Source organism: Pseudomonas sp. NA-150 (assembly GCF_044336365.1).
Lineage (GTDB): Bacteria > Pseudomonadota > Gammaproteobacteria > Pseudomonadales > Pseudomonadaceae > Aquipseudomonas.
Window position 1 is genome coordinate 1,281,782 of sequence record NZ_CP172305.1, and the last position, 25,526, is coordinate 1,307,307.

Annotated in this window: 23 protein-coding genes and 1 pseudogene; all 24 read left to right on the forward strand. The window is 50.8% G+C overall.

Annotation, left to right across the window (positions count from 1 at the left end; translation table 11 throughout):
• The first annotated feature begins 110 nt into the window (after positions 1 to 110).
• A complete protein-coding gene (gene serC / locus ACF0H7_RS06165) occupies positions 111 to 1,196 on the forward strand; it encodes a 3-phosphoserine/phosphohydroxythreonine transaminase (RefSeq protein ID WP_397451903.1) in 1,086 nt (361 codons plus the stop codon).
• Positions 1,196 to 2,290, forward strand: a complete 1,095-nt coding sequence (gene pheA, locus ACF0H7_RS06170) for a prephenate dehydratase (protein ID WP_397451904.1) — start codon at positions 1,196 to 1,198, stop codon at positions 2,288 to 2,290. Before serC ends, pheA begins: the two co-directional genes overlap by 1 nt.
• A gap of 15 nt (positions 2,291 to 2,305) precedes the next feature.
• Positions 2,306 to 3,418: a histidinol-phosphate transaminase gene (hisC, locus tag ACF0H7_RS06175; protein WP_397451905.1), complete on the forward strand. Its 1,113-nt coding sequence runs from the start codon at positions 2,306 to 2,308 to the stop codon at positions 3,416 to 3,418.
• A gap of 28 nt (positions 3,419 to 3,446) precedes the next feature.
• Positions 3,447 to 5,670: pseudogene (locus ACF0H7_RS06180) on the forward strand (bifunctional prephenate dehydrogenase/3-phosphoshikimate 1-carboxyvinyltransferase).
• Positions 5,667 to 6,356 (forward strand): (d)CMP kinase, encoded by a 690-nt coding sequence (cmk, locus tag ACF0H7_RS06185; protein ID WP_397451906.1) that lies wholly within the window; start codon positions 5,667 to 5,669, stop codon positions 6,354 to 6,356. The pseudogene ACF0H7_RS06180 and the gene cmk overlap by 4 nt, the downstream one beginning before the upstream one ends.
• 122 nt (positions 6,357 to 6,478) lie before the next feature.
• Positions 6,479 to 8,170 (forward strand): 30S ribosomal protein S1, encoded by a 1,692-nt coding sequence (rpsA, locus tag ACF0H7_RS06190; protein WP_397451907.1) that lies wholly within the window; start codon positions 6,479 to 6,481, stop codon positions 8,168 to 8,170.
• Between the two features lie 178 nt (positions 8,171 to 8,348).
• Positions 8,349 to 8,630, forward strand: coding sequence for a hypothetical protein (locus tag ACF0H7_RS06195; protein ID WP_397451908.1), 282 nt, complete (start codon positions 8,349 to 8,351; stop codon positions 8,628 to 8,630).
• A gap of 248 nt (positions 8,631 to 8,878) precedes the next feature.
• A complete protein-coding gene (locus ACF0H7_RS06200) occupies positions 8,879 to 9,550 on the forward strand; it encodes an aspartyl/asparaginyl beta-hydroxylase domain-containing protein (RefSeq protein WP_397451909.1) in 672 nt (223 codons plus the stop codon).
• Positions 9,551 to 9,748: 198 nt separating this feature from the next.
• Positions 9,749 to 10,045 (forward strand): integration host factor subunit beta, encoded by a 297-nt coding sequence (ihfB, locus tag ACF0H7_RS06205; RefSeq protein ID WP_002554561.1) that lies wholly within the window; start codon positions 9,749 to 9,751, stop codon positions 10,043 to 10,045.
• A 24-nt stretch (positions 10,046 to 10,069) separates the two neighbouring features.
• Complete coding sequence (locus tag ACF0H7_RS06210) at positions 10,070 to 10,309, forward strand: lipopolysaccharide assembly protein LapA domain-containing protein (protein WP_397451910.1); 240 nt, start codon at positions 10,070 to 10,072, stop codon at positions 10,307 to 10,309.
• 119 nt (positions 10,310 to 10,428) lie between these two features.
• Entirely contained in the window at positions 10,429 to 11,496 is a 1,068-nt protein-coding gene (locus tag ACF0H7_RS06215; RefSeq protein ID WP_397451911.1) for a Wzz/FepE/Etk N-terminal domain-containing protein, read from the forward strand.
• A gap of 201 nt (positions 11,497 to 11,697) precedes the next feature.
• A complete protein-coding gene (locus ACF0H7_RS06220; protein WP_397451912.1) occupies positions 11,698 to 12,786 on the forward strand; it encodes an LPS O-antigen chain length determinant protein WzzB in 1,089 nt (362 codons plus the stop codon).
• Positions 12,787 to 13,159: 373 nt separating this feature from the next.
• Positions 13,160 to 13,693, forward strand: coding sequence for a transcriptional activator RfaH (locus ACF0H7_RS06225; RefSeq protein WP_397451913.1), 534 nt, complete (start codon positions 13,160 to 13,162; stop codon positions 13,691 to 13,693).
• A gap of 156 nt (positions 13,694 to 13,849) precedes the next feature.
• On the forward strand, positions 13,850 to 15,037 hold the full coding sequence (locus tag ACF0H7_RS06230) for an EpsG family protein (protein WP_397451914.1): 1,188 nt from the start codon (positions 13,850 to 13,852) through the stop codon (positions 15,035 to 15,037).
• Complete coding sequence (locus tag ACF0H7_RS06235) at positions 15,038 to 16,267, forward strand: oligosaccharide flippase family protein (protein ID WP_397451915.1); 1,230 nt, start codon at positions 15,038 to 15,040, stop codon at positions 16,265 to 16,267. It begins immediately after the preceding gene.
• Positions 16,264 to 17,475: a glycosyltransferase family 4 protein gene (locus tag ACF0H7_RS06240; RefSeq protein WP_397451916.1), complete on the forward strand. Its 1,212-nt coding sequence runs from the start codon at positions 16,264 to 16,266 to the stop codon at positions 17,473 to 17,475. Before ACF0H7_RS06235 ends, ACF0H7_RS06240 begins: the two co-directional genes overlap by 4 nt.
• A gap of 74 nt (positions 17,476 to 17,549) precedes the next feature.
• Positions 17,550 to 18,584 carry a polysaccharide biosynthesis protein gene (locus ACF0H7_RS06245; protein WP_397451917.1) on the forward strand — a complete coding sequence of 345 codons (1,035 nt, stop codon included), beginning with the start codon at positions 17,550 to 17,552 and terminating at the stop codon, positions 18,582 to 18,584.
• 3 nt (positions 18,585 to 18,587) lie between these two features.
• Positions 18,588 to 19,733, forward strand: a complete 1,146-nt coding sequence (locus ACF0H7_RS06250) for an NAD-dependent epimerase/dehydratase family protein (RefSeq protein ID WP_397451918.1) — start codon at positions 18,588 to 18,590, stop codon at positions 19,731 to 19,733.
• Positions 19,730 to 20,860 carry a non-hydrolyzing UDP-N-acetylglucosamine 2-epimerase gene (wecB, locus tag ACF0H7_RS06255; RefSeq protein WP_397451919.1) on the forward strand — a complete coding sequence of 377 codons (1,131 nt, stop codon included), beginning with the start codon at positions 19,730 to 19,732 and terminating at the stop codon, positions 20,858 to 20,860. The genes ACF0H7_RS06250 and wecB overlap by 4 nt, the downstream gene beginning before the upstream one ends.
• Before the next feature lie 4 nt (positions 20,861 to 20,864).
• A complete protein-coding gene (locus tag ACF0H7_RS06260; RefSeq protein ID WP_397451920.1) occupies positions 20,865 to 22,091 on the forward strand; it encodes a glycosyltransferase family 4 protein in 1,227 nt (408 codons plus the stop codon).
• Between the two features lie 15 nt (positions 22,092 to 22,106).
• Entirely contained in the window at positions 22,107 to 22,700 is a 594-nt protein-coding gene (locus ACF0H7_RS06265) for a sugar transferase (RefSeq protein ID WP_397451921.1), read from the forward strand.
• 56 nt (positions 22,701 to 22,756) lie between these two features.
• On the forward strand, positions 22,757 to 23,401 hold the full coding sequence (locus tag ACF0H7_RS06270) for an acetyltransferase (protein ID WP_397451922.1): 645 nt from the start codon (positions 22,757 to 22,759) through the stop codon (positions 23,399 to 23,401).
• Between the two features lie 12 nt (positions 23,402 to 23,413).
• Positions 23,414 to 24,280, forward strand: coding sequence for a 3-hydroxyacyl-CoA dehydrogenase NAD-binding domain-containing protein (locus ACF0H7_RS06275; RefSeq protein ID WP_397451923.1), 867 nt, complete (start codon positions 23,414 to 23,416; stop codon positions 24,278 to 24,280).
• 17 nt (positions 24,281 to 24,297) lie between these two features.
• Positions 24,298 to 25,476: a DegT/DnrJ/EryC1/StrS family aminotransferase gene (locus ACF0H7_RS06280; protein WP_397451924.1), complete on the forward strand. Its 1,179-nt coding sequence runs from the start codon at positions 24,298 to 24,300 to the stop codon at positions 25,474 to 25,476.
• Positions 25,477 to 25,526 lie beyond the last annotated feature (50 nt).

Below are 25,526 nucleotides of genomic sequence, written 5' to 3' on the forward strand. Positions count from 1 at the left end.
GCCCGCTCCTACAGATGGGTGCAAGACCTGTAGGCGCTGGCTTGCCTGCGATTCGGGCATCAGCCTCGACAACGACATGCGAACAGACCCAAGCATTGACGAGAGTGGATATGAGCAAGCGAGCTTTTAACTTCTGCGCAGGCCCGGCCGCGCTTCCTGAAGCTGTTCTGCTGCGTGCCCAGGCAGAACTCCTGGACTGGCATGGCAAAGGCCTGTCCGTCATGGAAATGAGTCATCGCAGTGATGAGTTCATGTCCATTGCCAGCAAGGCGGAGCAAGATCTGCGCGATCTGCTCAACGTTCCCTCGAACTATAAAGTGCTGTTCCTGCAAGGCGGCGCAAGCCAGCAATTTGCCCAGATTCCGCTGAACCTGCTGCCAGAAAACGCCACCGCCGATTACATCGACACCGGCATCTGGTCGCAAAAAGCCATCGAAGAAGCGTCCCGCTACGGCCACGTCAACGTTGCCGCCAGCGCCAAGCCTTATGACTATTTCGCTATCCCCGGTCAGAACGAGTGGAAGCTGTCGAGAGACGCGGCCTACGTTCACTACGCCCCCAACGAAACCATCGGCGGCCTGGAATTCAACTGGGTTCCACAAACCGGTGATGTGCCGTTGGTCGCTGACATGTCCTCGGACATCCTGTCGCGACCAATCGATGTGTCCAAATTCGGCATGATCTACGCCGGTGCACAGAAGAACATCGGTCCGAGCGGTATCGTCGTGGTGATCATTCGCGAAGACCTGCTGGGTCATGCCCGCTCGCTGTGCCCGACCATGCTCAACTACAAGGTCGCGGCGGATAACGGCTCGATGTACAACACCCCGCCGACCCTGGCCTGGTACCTGTCCGGTCTGGTGTTCGAATGGCTCAAAGAGCAAGGCGGCGTAGAAGCCATCGGCAAGCTCAACGACATCAAGCAGCGCACGCTGTATGACTTCATCGACGCCAGCGGCCTGTACAGCAACCCGATCAACAAAACCGATCGCTCGTGGATGAACGTGCCGTTCCGTCTGGCCGATGATCGCCTGGACAAGCCGTTCCTGGTCGGCGCCGAAGCCCGCGGCCTGCTTAACCTCAAAGGTCACCGCACCGTCGGCGGCATGCGCGCGTCCATCTATAACGCTGTGGACATCCACGGGGTCAACGCCCTGACGGCGTACATGGCAGAGTTCGAGAAGGAACACGGTTAATGTCCGAACAAGAGCTCAAGGCACTGCGAGTACGCATCGACAGTCTGGATGAGAAAGTCCTGGAACTGATCAGTGAGCGTGCCCGCTGTGCGCAAGAAGTTGCCCGAGTGAAAATGGCCTCGCTGGCTGAAGGCGAAGTGCCGGTTTTCTATCGTCCTGAACGCGAAGCCCAAGTGCTTAAACGTGTGATGGAGCGCAACAAAGGACCGTTGGGCAACGAGGAAATGGCGCGCTTGTTTCGCGAAATCATGTCCTCCTGCCTGGCGCTTGAGCAGCCACTGAAAGTGGCTTACCTCGGCCCGGAAGGCACCTTCACCCAGGCGGCGGCGATGAAGCACTTTGGTCACGCCGTGATCAGCTTGCCGATGGCTGCAATCGACGAAGTGTTCCGTGAAGTAGCCGCCGGGGCGGTGAATTTTGGCGTGGTCCCGGTGGAAAACTCCACCGAAGGCGCGGTCAATCACACCCTCGACAGCTTCCTCGAACACGACATGGTCATCTGTGGCGAAGTCGAACTGCGTATTCACCACCACCTGTTGGTCGGTGAAAACACCAAAACCGACAGCATCAGCCGCATCTATTCCCACGCCCAGTCGCTGGCCCAGTGCCGCAAGTGGCTGGACGCGCATTACCCGAACGTCGAGCGTATCGCCGTTGCCAGCAACGCCGAAGCGGCCAAGCGGGTCAAAGGTGAGTGGAGTTCGGCGGCGATTGCCGGCGATATGGCGGCAGGCCTCTACGGTCTGACCCGTATCGCGGAAAAAATCGAAGACCGTCCGGACAACTCCACGCGCTTCTTGATGATCGGCAGCCAGGAAGTCCCACCGACTGGCGACGACAAAACCTCGATTATCGTGTCGATGAGCAACAAACCAGGCGCCCTGCATGAATTGCTGGTGCCCTTCCATGAGAACGGAATCGACCTGACCCGTATCGAAACGCGTCCTTCACGCAGCGGTAAATGGACCTACGTGTTCTTTATCGACTTCGTCGGCCACCACCGTGATCCATTGATCAAAGCGGTGTTGGAGCGGATCAGTCAGGAAGCAGTGGCACTCAAGGTGCTGGGTTCCTACCCGAAAGCGGTTCTCTAAAGGGGTTAGCACTACATGAGCGGCGACTTCCTCGCCCTGGCACAGCCGGGCGTGCAAAAACTTTCGCCTTACGTTCCGGGCAAGCCTGTGGACGAATTGGCGCGCGAGCTGGACATCGATCCGGCCAGCATCATCAAACTGGCCAGCAACGAAAACCCGCTGGGCGCCAGCCCGAAAGCCTTGGCTGCCATCCAAAAAGAGTTGGCTGAGCTGACGCGCTATCCGGATGGCAATGGCTTTGATCTGAAAGTTCGCCTCGCCGAGCGCTGTGGTGTGCAGGTCAACCAAGTAACGCTGGGCAATGGTTCCAACGATATTCTGGAGCTGGTGGCCCGCGCGTACCTGGCGCCGGGTCTGAACGCGGTGTTCAGTGAGCACGCGTTTGCGATCTACCCGATCGTCACGCAAGCGGTGTCCGCCGACGCTCGCGTTGCGCCGGCCAAAGACTGGGGGCACGACCTGCCGGCCATGTTGGCGGCGATCGATAGCAACACCCGCGTGGTGTTCATCGCCAACCCGAACAACCCGACCGGTACCTGGTTCGGCCCGCAGGCACTGGCTGAGTTCCTGGCCAAGGTGCCGGACAACGTGCTGGTGGTGCTGGACGAAGCCTACATCGAATACGCCGCAGGCACCGAGCTGCCAAACGGTCTGGATTACCTGACCGCTTACCCGAACTTGCTGGTATCGCGCACCTTCTCCAAAGCCTATGGCCTGGCGTCGTTGCGCGTTGGTTACGGCCTGTCTTCGCCGGCAGTGGCTGACGTGCTCAACCGCGTTCGCCAACCGTTCAACGTCAACAGCTTTGCCCTGGCGGCGGCCTGTGCCGCGCTGGACGACGTGGAATACGTGGCCGAAAGCCGTCGCCTGAACGAAGCCGGCATGCAGCAGCTTGAACAAGGCTTGCGCGAGCTGGGCTTGAGCTGGATTCCGTCCAAGGCCAACTTTCTCGCCATCGACCTCGGTCGCGAAGGCGCTCCGGCGTATCAGGGGCTGCTGCGCGAAGGGGTGATCGTGCGTCCGGTGGGTGGTTACGGCATGCCCAATCACCTGCGGGTCAGCATCGGCCTGCCCAGCGAAAACGCGCGTTTCCTCGAGGCGCTGACCCAGGTTTTGGCGCGTGGTTGATGTCATGTCAATGCAATCAGCTGGCCCTATGATCGGTCGCCTGGTGGTGGTCGGACTGGGATTGATCGGCGGTTCGTTTGCCAAGGGCCTGCGTGAAAGCGGCTTGTGTGGCGAGGTGGTCGGCGTCGATCTGGACCCGCACTCGCGCAAGCTGGCGGTGGAACTGGGGGTAGTCGACCGCTGGCGAGGAAGATCTGGCGCTCGCCTGTCAGGGCGCTGATGTCATCCTGCTGGCCGTGCCGATTCTAGCGATGGAAAAACTGCTGACGCTGTTGGCCACCTTCGACCTGGGCAATGCCGTGCTGACTGACGTTGGCAGCGCCAAGGGCAAAGTGGTGCGTGCCGCGCGTCTGGCGTTTGGCCAAATGCCGCCGCGTTTCGTGCCCGGGCATCCGATTGCCGGGTCCGAGCAGAGCGGGGTGGAAGCGTCCAACGCACAGCTGTTCCGTCGCCATAAAGTGATTTTGACGCCGCTGGATGAAACAGATCCGACGGCGGTGGCCCTGGTCGACCGTATGTGGTCCGAGCTGGGTGCGGATGTCGAGCATATGCAGGTCGAGCGCCACGATGAAGTGTTGGCCGCCACCAGTCACTTGCCGCATCTGCTGGCGTTCGGACTGGTGGACTCACTGGCCAAGCGCAACGAGAACCTGGAGATTTTTCGTTACGCCGCAGGCGGTTTCCGCGACTTCACCCGGATCGCCGGCAGTGATCCGGTGATGTGGCACGACATCTTTCTCGCCAACCGCGAGGCGGTGTTGCGCACCCTGGATACGTTCCGTAGCGACCTCGACGCCTTGCGCGACGCGGTCGATGCGGGGGATGGGCATCAGTTATTGGGCGTGTTTACCCGTGCGCGGGTGGCTCGTGAGCATTTCAGCAAGATCCTCGCCCGTCGGGCCTATGTGGACGCAATGAATGCCAACGATCTGATTTTTCTCGCCAGCCCCGGTGGCAGTGTGTCCGGACGGATTCGGGTGCCCGGCGATAAATCGATTTCCCATCGTTCGATCATGCTTGGCTCGCTGGCCGAAGGCACGACCGAGGTCGAGGGCTTCCTTGAAGGTGAAGATGCGCTGGCGACGCTGCAGGCGTTCCGCGACATGGGCGTGGTCATTGAAGGGCCGCATCACGGGCGCGTGACTATTCATGGCGTGGGTCTGCATGGCTTGAAAGCCGCGCCGGGCCCGATCTACCTGGGCAACTCCGGCACTTCCATGCGCCTGCTCTCTGGTTTGCTGGCGGCGCAGAGTTTCGACAGCACCCTGACCGGTGATGCCTCGCTGTCCAAGCGGCCGATGAATCGCGTCGCCAATCCATTGCGTGAGATGGGCGCTGTGATCGAGACCGCCGCCGAGGGCCGTCCGCCGCTGACCATTCGCGGCGGCCAGGTTCTCAAGGGCGTTGATTACACCCTGCCGATGGCCAGCGCCCAGGTTAAATCCTGCCTGTTGCTGGCCGGGCTCTATGCTGATGGCACCACCAGCGTGACCGAACCGGCGCCGACCCGCGACCACACCGAGCGCATGCTGCGTGGCTTCGGCTATCCAGTGAGCGTTGCCGGCAGCACGGTTTCGCTTGATTCAGGGCATAAACTGATCGCGACCCAGATTGAAGTGCCGGCCGATATTTCCTCGGCAGCGTTCTTTCTGGTGGCGGCTTCCATTGCCGAAGGTTCCGATTTGTTGCTCGAGCATGTCGGCATCAACCCGACGCGCACTGGCGTTATCGATATCCTGCGGCTGATGGGCGCCGATATCACCCTGGAAAACCAGCGTGAAGTCGGTGGTGAACCCGTGGCTGACCTGCGCGTGCGGGCAGCTAAGCTTAAAGGCATCGAGATTCCCGAGTCGCTGGTGCCGTTGGCCATCGACGAATTCCCGGTGTTGTTCGTGGCGGCAGCCTGCGCGCAAGGACGAACGGTCCTGCGCGGTGCCGAAGAATTGCGCGTCAAGGAGTCCGACCGCATCCAGGTCATGGCCGATGGTCTGTTGGCGTTGGGTGTAAAGGCTCAGCCGACGCCGGATGGCATCATTATTGATGGCGTGGGTGGCAGCGGTCAGGCGTTTGCCGGCGGCGAAGTGCAGGGGCATGGTGATCATCGGATCGCCATGGCTTTCAGTGTCGCCTCACTGCGCGCCTCGGCGCCGATCCGTATCCATGATTGCGCCAATGTCGCGACGTCATTTCCCAACTTCCTCGCGCTTTGCGCTCAGGTCGGTATCCGTGTAGCACAAGAGGCACAGTCGTGAAGATTCAAGCTCCAGTCATCACCATCGATGGGCCTAGCGGTTCAGGTAAAGGTACGGTTGCAGGCAAGCTGGCCAAACATTTGGGCTGGTGCCTGCTCGATTCCGGTGCGCTTTATCGCCTGCTGGCATTCGCCGCGCGCAACCACGGCGTCGACCTCACCAACGAAGAGGCCTTGAAGTTGCTGGCGGCGCACCTGGACGTGCAGTTCAGCGCCGGCACCGATGACCACGGTCAGCGCATCATCCTCGAAGGCGAGGACGTTACCCACGCCATTCGTAACGAAACCATTGGCAGCGGGGCCTCGCAGGTCGCTTCTTTGCCAGCGGTGCGCGATGCTTTGCTGCAACGTCAACGTGCATTTCAGGAAGCGCCGGGGCTTATCGCCGACGGCCGCGACATGGGCACAGTGGTGTTTCCAGACGCGCCGCTGAAGATTTTCCTCACCGCCAGCGCCGAGGAACGTGCTCGACGTCGTTACTTGCAGTTGAAGGCCAAGGGTGATGATGTTAGTCTGTCGAGTCTGCTAGATGAGATACGTGTCCGCGATGAGCGTGACACCCAGCGAGCGGTTGCTCCGCTCAAGCCGGCGCATGACGCCATACAGCTGGATTCCACTGAATTATCGATCGAGCAGGTGTTGGAACGCATCTTGAGTGAAGTCGCATTACGCGATATCGCCGGATGACAGAGGAAGCGTGTGGGAGACCAGTCATAGTCCCACAGGCTTTCTTTTACTTGAACGAAACCCACGTTGTCTGGAACGTGGCAGATGGGCGTATTCTTCGCCCTTGATCAACAGGAATTAAAATGAGCGAAAGCTTTGCAGAACTTTTTGAAGAAAGCCTAAAGACCCTCAACCTTCAGGCCGGTTCGATCATCACCGCGATCATCGTTGATATCGATTACCAGGCTGGTTGGGTGACGGTTCACGCCGGTCTCAAATCTGAAGGCCTCATCCCGCTGGAGCAGTTCCACAACGACGCTGGCGAGCTGACCATCAAGATCGGCGACGAAGTGCACGTTGCACTGGACGCGGTCGAAGACGGCTTTGGCGAAACCAAGCTGTCCCGCGAAAAAGCCAAACGTGCTGAGTGCTGGATTGTTCTGGAAGCGGCTTTCGCTGCTGAAGAAGTGGTCAAGGGCGTTATCAACGGTAAGGTTAAAGGCGGCTTCACTGTCGACGTTAACGGCATCCGTGCGTTCCTGCCTGGTTCTTTGGTCGACGTCCGCCCAGTGCGCGACACGACTCACCTGGAAGGCAAAGAGCTCGAATTCAAGGTCATCAAACTCGACCAGAAACGCAACAACGTTGTCGTTTCCCGTCGTAGCGTCCTTGAAGCCGAGAACAGCGCTGAGCGCGAAGCTCTGCTGGAATCCTTGCAAGAAGGTCAGCAAGTCAAAGGTATCGTCAAAAACCTCACCGATTACGGCGCATTCGTCGATCTGGGTGGCGTCGATGGCCTGCTGCACATTACCGACATGGCTTGGAAGCGTATCAAGCATCCATCGGAAATCGTCAACGTTGGCGATGAGATCGATGTAAAAGTCCTGAAGTACGATCGCGAACGCAATCGTGTTTCCCTGGGTCTGAAGCAGTTGGGCGAAGATCCATGGGTCGCTATCAAAGCTCGTTACCCAGAAAGCACTCGCGTCACCGCTCGTGTTACCAACCTGACCGACTACGGCTGCTTCGCTGAGCTGGAAGAAGGCGTTGAAGGCCTGGTACACGTTTCCGAAATGGACTGGACCAACAAAAACATCCACCCTTCGAAAGTCGTACAAGTCGGCGACGAAGTGGAAGTTATGGTTCTGGACATCGACGAAGAGCGTCGTCGTATCTCCCTCGGCATCAAGCAGTGCAAATCTAACCCATGGGAAGATTTCTCTGGCCAGTTCAACAAGGGCGATAAAATCTCCGGCACCATCAAGTCGATCACCGATTTCGGTATCTTCATTGGTCTGGACGGCGGCATCGACGGCCTGGTTCACCTGTCCGACATCTCCTGGAACGAAGTGGGCGAAGAAGCCGTACGTCGCTTCAAGAAGGGCGACGAGCTCGACACCGTGATCCTGTCGGTTGATCCAGAGCGTGAGCGCATCTCGCTGGGTATCAAGCAGCTGGAAAGCGATCCGTTCTCTGAGTACGTGATGACCAACGACAAAGGCGCTATCGTTCGCGGTATCGTTAAAGAAGTTGACGCCAAAGGCGCCATCATCACTCTGGCCGACGACATCGAAGCTTCCCTGAAAGCCTCCGAAATCAGCCGTGACCGCGTTGAAGACGCGCGTAACGTTCTGAAAGAAGGCGAAGAGATCGAAGCCAAGATCATCAGCGTTGACCGCAAGAGCCGCGTAATCCAATTGTCCATCAAGTCGAAAGACGTTGAAGACGAGAAAGAAGCTATCCAAAGCCTGCGCGCCAAGCCAGAAGCTGCGGAAAGCACGGGTCCTACCACTATTGGTGACCTGCTGCGCGCACAAATGGAAAAACAGAACTAAGTTCTGATTGACCATAGAAAAAGGGCGACTTCGGTCGCCCTTTTTTGTGGCCGCTATTCCTTAGGAAATTTCCCTCCTTACTCGCTGATATTTCCGATACAGACAAACCCCTCAATACGCGGCTAGACTGGGCTTGTCTCAGAGCTGTCGCAGGGCATCACTCTGCATAAGGGAATACATGCGCCTTATCCTCATCTTGCTCGCCGTACTGGCCCTCGCAGGCTGTGCCACATCACATAAGACCAAAGCTGTGCGCGGGCAGAGCGGGCTGGTCATCGAGTGCTCCGGAATGTTCTCCGACTGGGACCGCTGCTACACCCGAGCGGCCAAGGAGTGCAGGCCCGAGAGCTTCAAGGTCGTGGCCAAATCCAGCGATGTGAAAGAGGATCCCGATGATTACCCGTTCGGCTGGAACCCGGCTGGGTGGTGGAATCGGCGGATGTTGGTGATTTGTCATTAGGTGCTCTGATGCTGTTGCGCAGCGGGGTTGTCAGGCATGCGGCGGTGTTTTGTGTCGGGCCGATTTGGCCAAGCCACTGAACACGCTGTAAACTAGGGCATTGGTTAGTGTCGAAATCCTGCTGCAAGTAAGCAGGGTGATCAAAGTCGTACCGCACTGAGCTGTCTCATTCGATAATGATGCAGCCGAGAATGTTCAGTCCGGGGTTTGGGTGTGTCCCCAAGGCGGTTTTATTTTAGGAGTTTGAAATGAATGCGGGTACTTTTTTAGTAAAAAAGGATTTTTTCGATGCTGATAAAATAGCAGAGATCAGCAAATTGGCTTTGCTTCTGGAAGAGGATAAGTCCAGCGTCCACGAGGGCGGAAAGTACAAAGACATTCAGTGGCACAAAGTGGATATCGACCCGGTTACTTACCCATTCGTGGCTGGTATTTATGATTTTCTGGGGGCAGAGAAAAATGGCATCTGCGTTTTTTACTACCTCTCCCCAGGGGCGGTCCTTCATCCACATCGAGATCTTACGGGGGCGTCGAGTAACGCACGGCTTCGTTTTCATGTGCCGGTGATCACAAACGATAACGTATTTTTCAATGTGTCGAAGCAACGCGTAGTTATGCTCCCTGGTGAACTTTGGGCGCTGGATACATCATTTTTGCATGCAGTTGAGAACAAAAGCTCACAGACACGTGTCCATATCGTTATTGAGTGCGATATGAATGAAGAAGTGCTTTCGCATCTTCCAGGAAAGAACCTTTCTGGAAGGGTTCATGACGTTTATTTTGTGTCGATTCTGATAACAAATTTTTTGAAGTCTATTTTTATCAATATCTGGCGCGATCCGAAATATTTTGTTGCGCAGATGCAAATGCTGAAAAAATTCGTCATGTGGAGGGTTTTCGGAAAGAAAGATGTCAAATAGGCTTTTGGGCCTACGCGTACAGGGCGGAAAGCGTGAACGGTTGGCAGGATCGGGGCCGTTTGATGGCTCGCGACCACGCAGGATGGTTGTGATAACCGATGTACTCAGAAAGTTCGCGCCTGGACTGTTCAAATCCTTGTAGTCATGCTAAAACCTTTGAAGCGGTTCACCTAGCTGCTTGAAAAAGAAGGGAAAAATATGACGAAGTCGGAGTTGATCGAACGAATTGTCACCCATCAGGGGCTGCTATCATCCAAGGATGTCGAGTTGGCTATCAAGACCATGCTCGAGCAAATGTCACAATGCCTAGCTACCGGTGATCGTATCGAGATCCGTGGTTTTGGCAGCTTCTCCCTGCACTACCGGGCCCCCCGCGTCGGACGTAATCCCAAGACTGGCCAGTCGGTGAGCCTGGATGGAAAATTTGTCCCTCACTTCAAGCCAGGCAAAGAGTTGCGCGACCGGGTTAATGAGGACGAGGAGGAAGGCTTCTAACGCCTCCGACGGAAGGAGTGGTCGATGCGGAACCTCAAGCGCGTCATGTTAGTCCTAATTTGCCTCTTGGTCATTTCGGCAGAGGCCTTGTTCATTTTGGAAAACCAGCAATCCGTCGTGTTGGTGTTTCTGGGTTGGTCTGCTCCGCAGCTTTCTGTTGCCGTCCTGATGATAGCGGCTTTGCTGATCGGGATGGTGATTGGTCCCATCTTAGGTGGGGTTGGGCGGTGGCGTAAAAAGCGCAAAGCGATTCGGTTGGTTTGACGCTTGAGCTTGCTTTGAAGCGAAGGTGGGCTTAGTTATTTTGATGCTGATACAAAGGGTCAGGCTACTAAATAATACGGCTGCTTGGCTATTACTACTAAAAAGGACCGATTTTTTCCATGATGGATACTAAGGGTACCCAACGGGCTTCGGCAGAAGTTGATTTTCTTAAGCTTTTTTTTTCTTTGTGGGCACAGAAGAAATTAATTATCAGTATCGCTTTGCTGGCGGTACTCATCGGCGGCACTTACGCATTTCTAATTAATGCAGTTTATGAAGCCAAGGCCTTTCTACGCCCCCCCACCTACAATGATATGGCAGAGTTTAACTACGGGAGAACGAACGAGACCGAACTAAAACCGTTCACAGTCAAAGAAGTTTACGATGTATTCTCCCGAACTTTATTATCTGCATCATTGCACCAAGAGTTTTTTGAAAAAATTTATCTTCCATCGCTTAATGAATTGCAGAGCAAAAAGCCTAAAGAGGATCTTTATGCTGACTATTTGAAAGCAGTGGCTATCGTAGCGCCCACCAAAGATACGCCAGACCGATACTCAGTGGTTGCTAAGAGCGTTGATCCTGCTCAAGCCGCCGAATGGGCCGAAGGCTATGCCGTCTCAGCAGGAGGGTCTGCGAAGAAAGAAATGATCCGAAATGTGACTCGTGAAGCTGAGGTGCGCGCCAGAAGTTTGGAGCAGCAAATTTCCACGCTGCAAGAAAGCGGGGAAAAAACAGTAAAGGACTCTATTGCCCGGTTTCGCGAAGCCTTACGGATTGCCGAAGCTATTGGCTTGGAAAATCCGCCGATCATTTCAGGTGAAACACCAGCCGAAGTTTCTGCCAATATGGGCGGGCAGCTAGTATACATGCAAGGAAGCAAGGCGCTGAAAGCCCAGATAAAGAATCTTCAAGATCGAAAATTCAATGACCCGTTTGTGGAACAACTGCGAGAGTTGCAGATAAGACAGAATTTTTACAAGCGAATGATCGTCAGCCCAGGCAGGGTGTCAGTGTACCAACAGGACGGTGAGGTCGAGCTGCCAGATAAATCCGTTCAGCCACAAAAGACATTGATTCTTATTCTGTCTTTGCTCGTCGGGGGGGGGATTGGGGTTGTTGTCGCAATAACTCGATATTTCAATGCTCGCTATCCGCGTCTTGAGCGCCAAGGTGTGGGAAACTGAGCTGTGAATCGGGGGCGTCCTACTTGTCAAGGCTTGTAATCACTGTGCTAACTGGCAAAATGAAGCATTATTTAGATCGCCAGAGAATGACGTATGTGGTCCAGGAGTTGCGAATGAAATCAGCTCCCGAAATTTAGCCAACGATCACAACCGCTTTGCTTATCTGACCATTCCGTATTTTCTACAAAAGTAGGTTTCAGCGTGTCTCCAAACTCACATACGCAGATGATTGCCCAATCCAATGAGGTCGACCTTTTCGAGCTGATGCGCTCAATATGGGCACAAAAAGCCATCATTGTGCTGGTAACGGTATTTTCGATACTGATAGCGGCCGCCTATGCATTTTTGAGCAAGCCTGTCTATGAAGTAAAGGCCTACGTGCTGCCTCCAACGATAAACGGCATTGCAGAATTCAACTATGGTCGTACAATGCACGCTGAGCTAGTCCCGTATACCGTAAAAGATGTGTACGAAGTATTCATCAGAAACTTGCAAGCCGAGTCATTGCGTAGAACGTTTTTTACAGATATTTACTTGCCCTCTTTGACTGAAGCACAGCGTCAGGGATCTCAAGATGCCCTATATGCGGAATTTTCTAAACAATTGGCCGTTGGGCTTCCTACGGCCGATTCACCAAACAGATATGCCATTTCACTTCAAGGCAATGACCCAGCCAACGCCACTCTATGGCTGAAATCATTCGTAGATCGGGCGAACGCAGCCGCGCTAAAGGAGATGATTGGTAACGTTATGAGTGAGTCGGACGTTCGGGCACGAAATATCGAGCAGCAGATCTCCATTTTACGTGAAAACGGAAAGCACGCGCGGGAGGACTCAATCGCCCAATTGCAGGAGGCGTTGTCAGTAGCTGAGTCAATCGGGCTGGTGAACCCCCCCATTATTTCAGGAAATCTATCCTCTAAAACCACCAATGTGTCAGCCAATATGGATGGTCCTCTGACCTATATGCGTGGTAGCGAAGCGCTTAAAGCGGAAATCAAGAACCTTGAAGAGCGGGTGTCGGATGACCCATTCATCCCAAAACTTCGAAAATTAGAGGTTGAGCAAAGCTATTTCCGGTCCATCAATGTCAACCCGGACGCGGTTTCGGTTTACCGCCAGGACGGGCCGATTGAACTACCCGACAGTCCAATAAAGCCTAAAAAGGCCTTTATCATCGTGCTAGGGCTCTTGGTTGGCTTGGTGTTAGGCGCGATGCTTGCCTTGATTCGTCACATTGTCAGCTCCCAGTTGGGCTCCGTCCGTCCACAACTAAGCAATAGCTTGTAAACGTTGTGAGCTGGAAAGTTGCGGACGTCCAGATATGCTGGGCGATTGGGCATGCTCTCACAGAGCACGCAGTGGTTCCTAGAGGGCACGTTTCATGCCGAACCAAATGCAGTTGTCCGTGAACCATGAGGGACGTCAACGAGACGTGTGGTTTCTCTCATTCACCCGGTCGTTCTGGCCCATGATCAATACGTATAATGTAAAGGGTCCAGTGGTCGATTCATTGATCACCGGCAGGTCATGCCGGGCAGCCGTGGGCATAATGCATCAAACAAATCTGAACTCCCCGATTGTCGAGCTTGCGGTCAGGATTTTGGCATGAGGCTTCACTGTCTGGAGCTCATACAACAGATGTACTATTGGCGGTAAATGTATGGCTATTGGGTCTCCCGAAGACGCTATCGACCGGACACCGCGGAGAACCTGGTACCTCGTACAGTGCAAACCGCGCCAAGACGACCGCGCCGAGGGAAATTTAGGAAGGCAGGACTATAAAATTTATCGACCTAAATGCAATTTCCCTCGGTTGTCCCGCGGTGAGCGTCAATGGGTAGTAGAGTCTTTGTTTCCTGGGTATTTATTTATCAACCCTCCTGGCGGCTCAGACTGGACCTCCCTTCGCTTCACGCGAGGAGTCAGCGGTATAGTGGGTTTTGGTGAGTTCCACCCTGCTGTGAGCCATGCACTCATCAACGAGCGTCAAGCCCGAGTTGAAAGTATTGAAGCGTCATATCATGAGATTGATCGGGACGCGCGGACAACGACAGGCGAAGAGGAAGCGTTTGCAGGGCTCGAGGAAATTTTTGGGGCGACAGATCGGGCTGTGAGAGGAGGCCTTCTCATTGACTTTCTAGCCGGTGAGCGGCGCTTGGGCCTGGTTAAGAAAAATATTGAGCAAAGGCTGTAGGACCATGCGGGCAGAGTTCAACCGTGTAGAAACGGCAATTCAACGTTCTCAGGAAGTCGACGGTAAATCCTGGGGCGGTAGCGTGTCTGCAGGCCTACTCCACGGTTGTTTCGATGCTCAGTTCAACCCGATAAAAAATCTAGAAATGGAGTTTTAGTGTTTTTCTATATTGCTCTCATATGTTTGCTGATTCCATTTTATTTGCTGGACGTAACGTTGGGTGCGAAGTCAAAAACCCAAGGGTTTTCGATCATCTTTGCCTTTATTTATTTCGTCTTCATCGCAGGATTGAGAGATAGTACCGGATACGATTGGTTTGTGTATCGAACAATTTTTGAGGGGGTAAATACAGCGTCGTCGCTATCGGAAGCCCTTGAAATAGGTTATCAAAATGGTTCCGAGGTGGGGTTGACCGTATTAATATATTTATTAACGGTGCTAGGCACCGGTTTTTGGTTTTTGCAAGTTTTAGTCAGCTTGCTAAACGTATATTCCTTCATAAGATTGAATAATTATCTGGGTGGTGGTGCTGTCAAGGGATTATTGATCTACGGTTGTTGGTTATTCTTGGTCCTTCAAATGGGGGTGCTGAGGATGTCAATATCGTTGTCTTTTCTATCATTGGGCGTAATTTATCTACTAGAGCGTAAAAGAGTAAAGCTGGCGTTGTGTGTTCTGTTGGCGTGCCTGTTTCATGTTTTCTCCATGATGCTAAGTGTCGTGATGATCGCTGCATCTTTGAATATCCCGAAAAAAATCATAGCGTTGGTTTTGTTGGTACTGAGTGGTTTGTATCTGGCGGGAGTCAATATTATTGATGTCGTTCTTTCGCCTCTAACGCCATACATGCCTAATTTTATTGCTGTCAAAGTCGATTTGTACCTTAAGATAGGCGACTTATATCAGCGCAGTGCGAGCGAATTTTTGTACAAGTTTTTTATGGGCGGGCTCTTTGGGTTTGTTTTATTCAATATTGACTGGAACAACAGAGTGGAGCGTTATCTGTTGAATCTTAGTTTTATATATATTGTGTTTTTACTCTTGTTTTGGAAGTACCCGATTTTCCATGATCGCTTGAAGTATTTGGCACTGATGCCTTTTTTCTATTTGGTTTTTATGGTGATCGACAAGAAAGGCGTATTTGATAGGTGTGTTTACGGTATGGCTTTTTTGTGCATGAGTTTAGCCGTCTACTTACACGAAGTGAGTGGCGAAGGGTTTTATCCATATACCCCATATTTCAATGTATATGAGCGGTGGTTGGGTGGGGAAGACAATGATGGCGAGGCAAGGACGCTGAAGTATTATCGAGATTTTAGCTCCGATATGGGATTGGGTGGATAATTGAAACAAACAATCTATATGGGATGCTCATTTATTTTCAAGCCGCTTTGTTCTCTGGTTGTTTTGAGGGTCTTGGCAGGCACGTTTGGAGAAGCGGGGTTCGGATACCTGACTCAGTATATGTCGTTTTTGGCCGTTGTTTTTGGGTTGGCGCTGGGGGGAGCAAATAACTACTTAGTGAAAAACCTTTCTCAAGCCAAAAGTACCCAAGCCTACGAACGTGAGATATCGGTCGCTTTTAGCTATGGGTTGTTATTTTTTTGTCTATTGAGCCTTGTTGTTATTGGTTTCAAGTCCGAGCTTGAGCAGTTCGTGTTTTATAAGGAGGTATCTTGGTGGGTTATTGTTTATATACTCACAGTGTTCATGCTCTCTAACATCAGTGGCGTGCTGATGTCTGTGGTCTTGGCGCAAGGTAAGACCAATAGATATGTTCTCTCCAATGCAGGAGGGGCATTATTATTTGTGACTTGTGTTCTTACCCTGGTTTTTCTAAATCTGAGTTCTTGGGTTTATTGGATACTCCCTTTGTCCTATGTTTTGCCGGGTGTATTTCTATACAAATCGTTCAACGGTAAAATACGTATTGATTTCGGGTTTCTTTTTGAGAGTCGTCGACTCCTCGAGGTCTTCAGGTTTTGTCTAATTGTATATGTAGGGCTGGTATCTATTCCGGTTGTCAGCATGCTGCTGCGAGAAAATTTCAGCCAGCACTTTGGCGCTGTTGAACTCAGTTATTGGCAAGCCGCGGTTAAGATATCAGACACGATTCAGCAATTCTATGGAATGTTTTGCGCTGTTATTCTGCTCCCGTATTTGTCTCGGAAACTGGAGAATTTCAATTTCAGAGAGTGGCTGATACACCTCGGTGGTGTCTCGGCCATTTTCGTTCTCGGAGCGTGTATGACGTACGCCCTGAGGAAATACATAATCTCTTTGCTTTTTGGTGAGGGTTACTCGGCAGTCGCGAACTATTTACCATTGTATCTAATAGGTGATTATTTTAGAGCGATTGCGTTGTTTTGTAGTTTTACGATGATAGCGGCGGGGCGGTACAGCCAGGCGTTGGTGTTTGAGGCCCTACAAGGGGTTGTATTCGTTGGGTTGTATAATGTGATGCTGGGGCGTAAGTCTGTTGATATCGGAAGTGTATATATATCAACTTATGCGTTTTGTTTTGTTTTGATGTTTGTATTCGTATACCAGTATTTTAAGAGGCGCGCGGTGTGAATATTTTGATTCTATGCCAAAAATATTCTCTTGATGTCAAGCAGTCATGGCTAACTGATGGTCTGGCTCGAGAGTTAAGTAAAGATCACAAAGTCTCAGTTGTTTTCCTCGACTGGACTGGCCAGGTGGAAACTGACTTTTATAAGAACATCGCAGGTGTAGATATACATGTTTACGCCACCAAAAATAAGCTTGCTAGCGGGCGCCTTGGAAAAATTTTAAAGTGGTTTATTTTTCCGAAAATTATTGTCTCCAAGGTTTTGAAGGATTTGGCGGGGATCAAATTAGATTTGGTGATAAATTTTTCGCCTGCTTTAATTATGAATCCGATTTTGAATGCGTATAAAAAAAGAGGTGTACAGAGTTATCTTGTGTTGTGGGATTTCTTTCCGCTTTATGATTCTGAGTTTAATTTGATTCCCAAGCCGATAAAGGCAGTGCTTAAACGTATCGAAAACTACGCTTATAATCGATGCGACTATATTGGCGCTATGTCACCAAAAAATGTCGAATTCCTAAAGCAGAATTATAGTCTGTTACCAGAAAATAGGCTCGGAGTACTCAGTGTGTGGGGCCCCAACGATGTGCTGTATCGATCCGCAGAATCATATCGAGCGGCTCGAACGGCTCAAGGTTTCACCGACGAATTGGTATGTGTTTTTGGTGGGCAACTGGTCAGAGGTCGTGGTGTCAATAAGGTTATTGAGTTGGCCCAGTTTGCAAAAGCACAAGAAATACCAGCAGTTTTCTACATTTTTGGCGATGGCCCTGAGAGAGAAAATATTCTGTTGGAGGTCAAACACCTAGGCATTCAGGACATGATTGTTTACATGGGCATGAAGCCTCGAGACGAGTATTTGCAGTTCGTTTCAAGTGCTGATATTGGTCTGGTATTCAACTCTGGAGCTGCCGAAGTCCCAACATTTCCTTCTAAATCGATTGACTACCTTCGCGCGGGAGTTCCTATTCTTGCCTATGTTGAAGATGCCTCTGATTTCGGTGTTTTTTTGGAAACGAGAATGCGAGCAGGTTGGAGCGCCAGCCCGAGAAATGAACAACAATTATTTCAGCGTTTCCGCGAAGTCGCTTTAATGAAGGCGGACGAACTGTTAGCGCGTGGCGCTAACGGTCAGCAGTATTATCTACAACATATGACAGTTGAGATAGCAGCAAAGCAAATATCCAGCACCTATGAGACGAATGTTTAGGTGGTAAGGCTTGAACCTAGCATGCTTACCATATGAAGCATGCGTTTAATTTAAATAAGTACACGGAGAACGTTATGTTTGTTGGAAAAACCTTGATGATCACTGGGGGAACTGGGTCCTTCGGAAACGCTGTGCTTAAACGCTTTTTGGATACGGAAATTGCTGAGATACGTATATTCAGCCGTGATGAAAAAAAGCAAGATGATATGCGAAAGCACTATGCTAATTCAAAACTTAAATTCTACATTGGTGATGTTCGCGACTACCAGTGTGTGTTGAATGCCTCCCGCGGAGTTGACTATATATTTCACGCGGCAGCGCTAAAACAAGTGCCGTCATGTGAATTTCACCCAATGGAAGCTGTTAAAACCAACGTTATCGGCACTGATAATGTTCTTGAGGCGGCTATACAGAATGGCGTAAAGCGCGTTGTATGCCTGAGCACCGACAAGGCCGTATATCCCATCAACGCGATGGGCATTTCCAAAGCCATGATGGAGAAAGTCATGGTAGCCAAGTCCAGGAATGTCGATGAAAAGTCCACTGTGATATGCGGGACACGGTACGGCAACGTTATGGCATCTCGTGGCTCTGTTATTCCTCTGTTTATTGAGCAAATCCGAGCCGGCAAACCGCTGTCGATTACCGACCCCAACATGACTCGCTTCATGATGACGTTGGCAGACGCTGTAGATTTGGTTCTGTATGCGTTCAAACACGGTAATAACGGTGACCTTTTTGTGCAGAAGGCTCCAGGTGCTACTGTTGAAACACTCGCCAAAGCGCTGACAGCTCTAGTTGGCAAGCCTGAACATCCAATCCAGGTAATAGGAACTCGGCACGGTGAAAAGCTGTATGAGGCCCTGCTTAGCCGCGAGGAAATGGCGTGTGCAGAGGATATGGGTGATTACTTCCGTGTGCCGCCCGATTTGCGTGATCTGAACTACAGCAAATTTGTCGAGCAAGGCGAGGAGAAAATCTCTCATATGGAGGATTACAATTCTCATAATACGGTTCGTCTTGACGTCGAGGGGATGCAAAAACTACTGCTTAAGCTGAATTTCATGCGTGCTATTCAGCGCGGCGAGCATGCAACACCTGAGGAATAAGGTATGAAAGTACTTATTACTGGGGCAAATGGTTTTATTGGAAAGAATCTAATCGCTCACCTTCGGGAGCGAAAGGATATCGAGATTCTGCGTTTTTGTAGGGCCGACGAGTTAGATAGCTTAAATTCGAAGGTTCTACAGGCGGATTTCATTTTCCATTTAGCGGGGATTAATCGCCCTCAAAACCCGATTGAGTTTAAAACCGGAAATGCGGATCTCACTCGTACGCTGTGTGATGCCGTGACTGCAAGTGGCCGTCGAATCCCGGTGGTGTATACATCTTCTATTCAAGCCCAGGCCGACAACCCTTATGGTTGTAGTAAACGGGAAGCAGAGGATGCGGTTCTAGAGTTGGCTGTAAGTCAAGGCGTATCGATTTCTATATTCCGGTTGCCAAATGTCTTCGGGAAATGGGCGCGTCCTAACTATAATTCGGCAGTTGCAACTTTTTGCCATAATATTTCTCGAGGCTTGCCGATACAAATCAACGATCCCGATGCCTCTATAACACTTGTCTATATTGATGATGTGATCAAGCGCTTTGTAGCAATCATGGACGGAGAGCTTGGTTTGGTGCCATTTGTTGATATCGAGCCTCAATATACGATTACAGTAGGAGAACTTTCAGTTCAGCTGTGCGCTTTTCGAGACAGTAGACACACAATCATTACTGAACCGGTCGGCACTGGTCTGGTACGTGCATTGTATTCAACGTATTTGAGTTATCTCCCACCTGAAAGCTTTACCTATGAAGTTCCGAAGTACGGGGATCCTCGCGGCGTTTTTGTTGAGATGCTCAAAACTCGCGATTCTGGCCAGTTTTCGTATTTTACTGCACATCCGGGAATTACCCGTGGTGGCCACTATCATCATTCGAAGACTGAGAAATTTCTGGTGATAAAGGGCACCGCCTGTTTCCGGTTTCGCCATATTATGAGTGGAGAGTTTTATGAGTTATTCACCACAGGTGATAAGCCCGAAATAGTAGAAACTGTGCCGGGCTGGACTCATGATATCACCAACGCTGGCTCAGATGAGATGATTGTAATGCTCTGGGCTAATGAAATTTTTGATCGTCAGCAACCGGATACTTACGCCCTTCCAGTAGGTACACAGGCAGCGGCGCACTCGAACAGAGAACAAAAATGAACAAAATGAAAATTATGACGGTCGTGGGCACTCGCCCGGAGATCATTCGGTTGTCGCGAGTGATAGCCTCCCTTGATAAATATTGTGATCACGTTTTGGTTCACACCGGACAAAATTACGATTATGAATTAAACGAAATTTTCTTTCAGGATCTGGGGATTCGCAAACCGGATCATTTTCTGAATGCGGCTGGAACCACTGGTGCTGAAACCATAGGCAACGTGATTATCTCAGTAGATCGGGTTTTGGCCGAGGTTCAACCTGACGCAATGTTAGTACTTGGGGACACCAATAGCTGCATGGCTGTCATTCCAGCAAAGCGTCGAAAAATTCCAACCTTCCATATGGAAGCCGGAAATCGGTGCTTCGATATGCGCGTGCCGGAGGAGATCAATCGCAGAATCGTCGACCATACGGCCGATATAAATTTGACCTATAGCTCCATCGCCCGTGATTATCTACTGCGCGAAGGGTTACCGCCGGATATGGTGATCAAGACTGGCAGCCCTATGTTTGAAGTGCTCAATTACTATCGCGAAGGAATCGAGTCTTCCGATGTCCTTGAGCGTCTATCACTCGAGGCCGGTAAATTCTTTGTTGTAAGTGCTCACCGGGAAGAAAACATCGATTCTGATAAAAACTTCCTGAAACTGGTCGATGTGCTCAACACTGTAGCCGCGACATACGGTATGCCGGTCATTGTTTCCACTCACCCTCGCACCCAGAAACGAGTGGATGCTATGGGTGTAGTTTTTCATGAAAACGTACGCCTGCTAAAGCCGCTCGGATTTAAGGACTACAACAAGCTGCAGCTTGAGTCCAAGGCTGTGCTCTCCGATAGCGGGACCATCAACGAAGAGTCATCAATCCTGAACTTTCCTGCTTTGAATATCCGGGAGGCGCATGAACGCCCTGAGGGTATGGAGGAAGCTGCAGTCATGATGGTGGGTCTTGAGGTGGAACGCGCGCTTCAGGGGCTCCAGATTCTGGAGAGCCAGGGTCGTGGTATTATGCGTGAGTTACGATTGGTCGCGGACTACAGTATGCCGAACGTGGCAGAGAAAGTTGTTCGTATCATTCATAGCTATCGTGATTACGTCATGCGTACTGTTTGGAAAAGGTTCTGAGAGAATGGCACCACGTGTTTTGCTTTTGACACAATGGTTTGATCCTGAGCCTACATTTAAGGGTTTGGTTTTCGCGCGTGAGCTGATGTCACAGGGGTTTGATGTGGAAGTGCTCACGGGCTTTCCAAACTATCCTGGAGGAAAAATTTACCCAGGGTTTAAAATGCGCTGGCTTCAGAAGGAAATTATTGATGGCGTGAGCGTTACACGGGTGCCTTTATACCCAAGTCATGGTCAAAGCGGTGTTGGGCGCATTCTAAACTACATCAGCTTCGCTGCCGCTGCGCTGGTCTATGGATTGTTTGGTGCAAGACGGCCAGATGTTATTTACGCCTATCATCCTCCTTTGACGGTAGGGATCGCAGCGTCTTTGCTACGGTCTTTTCGGCGCGTACCCGTTGTCTATGACATTCAGGATATGTGGCCTGATACGCTGCGAGCCACCGGTATGTTTTCAAATGAGAAGATTTTGGGGTTGATTTCTTCCGTTTGTGATTGGGTTTATCGCCATGTTGATCAGGTAGTGGTGTTGTCGCCTGGATTCAAGAGCCTGCTGATCGAACGCGGCGTCCCCTCTGACAAGATTGAGGTAATCTATAACTGGTGCTCCGAAGATGATCTAAAAAAACCAAATAAGTCGGGGAGTGCCAAACTACCGATGAATGGAATGTTTAGAATTTTATTTGCAGGAAATCTGGGTAAAGCGCAGGCGTTGGATCACGTCTTAAAGGCTGCGGCATTAGTCAAAAGTGAGCACCCAGATATTGCGTTTATTTTTCTGGGTGGTGGAGTTGAGGCATCGCGATTAAAAGATATGGCGGCCTCGATGTCGTTAACGAACGTAGATTTTCTGCCGCCCGTCCCTATGTCAGAAGTGGGAAGCTACCTTCAAGAGGCCGATGCGCTTTTGGTGCATCTGAAAAAAGACAAACTATTCGAAGTGACTATTCCGTCTAAAACTCAGGCTTACATGGCTGCAGGAAGGCCGCTATTAATGGCCGTTGATGGCGACGCGGCAGCGCTTGTTACTGAAAGCCAGTGCGGGGTAATTGCCGATTCAGAAAGCGCGAAGTCTTTAGCAGCAGCGGCGATAATGTTAAAGACCGCTAGCCCAAGTATGCTGCAGAGCATGGCGAGCAACGGAAAACAGTTTTACGAACAGAGTCTCTCCCTTGAACAGGGTGTGAAAAAATTTGGATTTATTTTTAGACGATTGGCTAAAAAACAATAAATTATGGGATTTTTGATGTTTAAAAGACTGTTCGATATAGTCGCATCTGCTCTAGGGCTAATGACATTACTGCCTGTCATAGCTGTTGTTGCGTGGAAGATCCGTTCCAAATTGGGTTCACCTGTAATTTTTCGCCAGGTCAGGCCTGGTCGTGATGGTAAACCTTTCGAAATGATAAAATTTCGTACCATGCTCGATGCAACCGACGAACATGGAAATCCACTCCCTGACGCTGAGCGCATGACTCCTTTTGGGAGATTTTTACGTTCAAGCAGTCTTGATGAGCTGCCTGAGTTGTGGAATGTCCTAAAGGGCGACATGAGTTTAGTAGGCCCTCGTCCTTTGTTGTTAGAGTACTTACCCCTTTATACAAAGGAACAATTCCGCCGTCATGAGGTTCGGCCTGGGGTAACGGGGTGGGCCCAGGTAAATGGTCGAAACGCGATAAGCTGGAAGGATAAATTTCGCCTTGATGTCTGGTACGTTGACAACAGGTCTTTTTTACTCGATGTGAAGATAATTGCCTTGACGGTGAAAAAAGTTATCGTCCGTGACGGAATAAGTGCTGAAGGTGAGGCAACGATGACAAAGTTCACTGGTGACGAGTAGTCAAACGTTTTTCTGAGGCGTCATGTTTAGACGAGATGCCAAGTATGGAGTCGAATATGTTAACCAGTAAGAAGTTGATAATTGTGGGTTTCAGCGGCTTTGGCAAGGAAGTCCATTTTCTCGCGTCGAGGCTAGGGTTGGTTATTCATGGTTTTCTGGATGACAACCCTGCTGTACAAGGCCACGTTTTTTCCAGTGCTCGTGTCCTGGATACGATTGATCAGTGGATAAAGTACGATGATTGCGCGTTTGTAATTGCGGTTGGAAATCCTCGTGTCCGGAAAAAGATTTTGAGCAAGATGCTATTGTCAGGTTCGCCCGACTTCGCCACTCTAATTGACCCTGCAGCTATTGTTATGACTGAACAGGTATCTGTCGGAGCGGGTAGTATTATCTGTGCCGGTACGATATGTACGGTTGATATAGAGATCGGTGCTCATGTCATTATTAATTTAAACTGCACGGTTGGTCATGAAACGCGCTTAGAAGATTTCGTTACAGTCGCGCCCTTGGTAGCGATCTCTGGCAATGTTCTCATCGGTGAGGCCGCTGAGGTCGGGACTGGGGCATCGATACGTCAGGGATTGACAATTGGTCGTGGTGGAATGCTGGGGATGGGAAGTGTGCTCACAAAAAATATACCTGAAAATACGGTTTTTTTTGGCAGCCCTGCTAAGGCATTCAAAACTATTGCGGATTGATGAGAGTAAAAAATGACTGTTTTACTGTCGGCTATTAAGGTTTCTGTGGTTGGAACAGGTACGATGGGCAATGGTATTGTACAACTACTTTCCCAGAATGAAGGCGTGGATTCCATCATATGGAAAGGGGGCACATTACAGCGCGCACACGCAGGTCTTGCCGATATAAAGTTGCAGCTGTCGCGCCTTGTCGCAAAAAAAAGAATGACAGAGGACGCTGCGGCCAAATCGTTTCATAAAATATTTATCACTGCCGACTACAAAGATCTTAATAACTCGAATTGCATCATTGAGGCGACTTCTGAGAACATAGATATAAAGCGGGAGGTTTTTTCTAATCTTGCAGAAGTGTGTGCTCTGGATACCGTGCTTGCATCCAACACATCTTCTCTATCTATTACTGAATTGGCTAGTCTTACAAAGAGGCCGGACAACGTAGTAGGGTTGCATTTCTTCAACCCGGCGCCTGTTATGAAGCTTGCCGAAGTAATTGCTGGTTTGACTACGTCTAAGCAAACTATCGATTTTGCCATGAGCTTCGCTCGGCAGCTTGGAAAAGATCCGGTTTTGGTTAATGAAGCCCCCGGATTTATTGTTAATCGAATGCTAATACCGATGATCAATGAGGCGATTGGTATTCTCGCTGAGGATGTTGCTTCGGCTGAGGAAATCGACAAGGCAATGAGATTGGGAGCAAATCATCCCATCGGTCCGTTGGCGCTCGCAGATTTAATAGGTAATGATGTCAATCTCTCTATAATGGAAACACTCCATACTGAAACCGGCGATCCGAAATATCGGGCTCATCCTTTGTTGCGGAAGATGGTTCGCGCAAACCGTTTGGGTCGTAAAACAGGTCATGGTTTTTTCAAATACTGATTGGGGTCTTTAAAATAATGCTTAATTCACCTTTTGCTCCTTGGCCCTCATTTACCAATGAAGAGGCGGATGCGGTTCGAAATGTAATTCTTTCTAATAAGGTCAACTACTGGACGGGGCAAGAGTGCCGGGAGTTTGAGAAGGAGTTCGCCGCCTGGAGTGATACCCAATATGCTATTGCATTGGCCAATGGCACCGTCGCGCTCGATTTGGCTCTCCAATGTTTAGACATCGGCGCGGGGGATGAGGTAGTTGTTACTTCTCGTACATTCCTTGCGTCCGTGTCAAGTATTGTTAACGCAGGGGCGGTGCCCGTTTTTGCGGATGTGGATCCGGATTCTCAAAACTTCACAGCCGACACCATCAGCGCTGTGCTGACACCCCGTACACGAGCGGTTATCTGTGTCCATCTTGCTGGGTGGCCATGCGATATGGACCCGATCATGGCGTTGGCTTCCGAGCATCAGCTAAAGGTTATTGAAGATTGTGCACAAGCCCACGGTGCTCGATACAAAGGTCGTGCCGTAGGTTCAATAGGACACGTAGGTGCCTGGTCCTTCTGTCAGGATAAAATCATGACCACAGGAGGTGAGGGCGGCATGGTCACCACCAATGACCGCGAACTATGGTCAAGGATGTGGTCATTTAAAGATCACGGGAAGTCCTGGGAGGCTGTTTATGAGCGTGAACATGCCCCGGGTTTCCGCTGGCTGCATGAAAGTTTTGGCACCAACTGGAGAATGCTTGAGGTACAGGGAACAATAGGGCGACTTCAGCTAAAATACATGGCTGATTGGCACCAGAAACGGCAAGATAACGCTCAGAAAATCTGGGACTGCGCTGCTCAATTGAGTGGGCTAAGAGTACCGATTATTCCTCAGGATATCACCCATGCAGCCTATAAATGTTATGTCTTTGTCAAGTCAGATGAAATGAAGGACGGTTGGAATCGCGATCGCATTTTGGGAGAAATCTCGGCTCGCGGTGTACCATGCTTTTCCGGATCTTGCTCTGAGGTTTATCTTGAGAAGGCTTTTGACGATACTGGGTGGCGTCCGGCCTCACGGTTGCCTGTTGCACAGGCTCTTGGGGAGGACAGCCTCATGTTCATGGTGCATCCGACGTTGACATCAGAAGAAATAAACAAAACCTGCGAAGTGTTGTCAGAGGTTATGCGAGAAGCTGCAGTAGCTTGAGTGTGGCTGATTTTGTCAGGTAAAGCAGCAGCATTTGTTTTCGAACGACG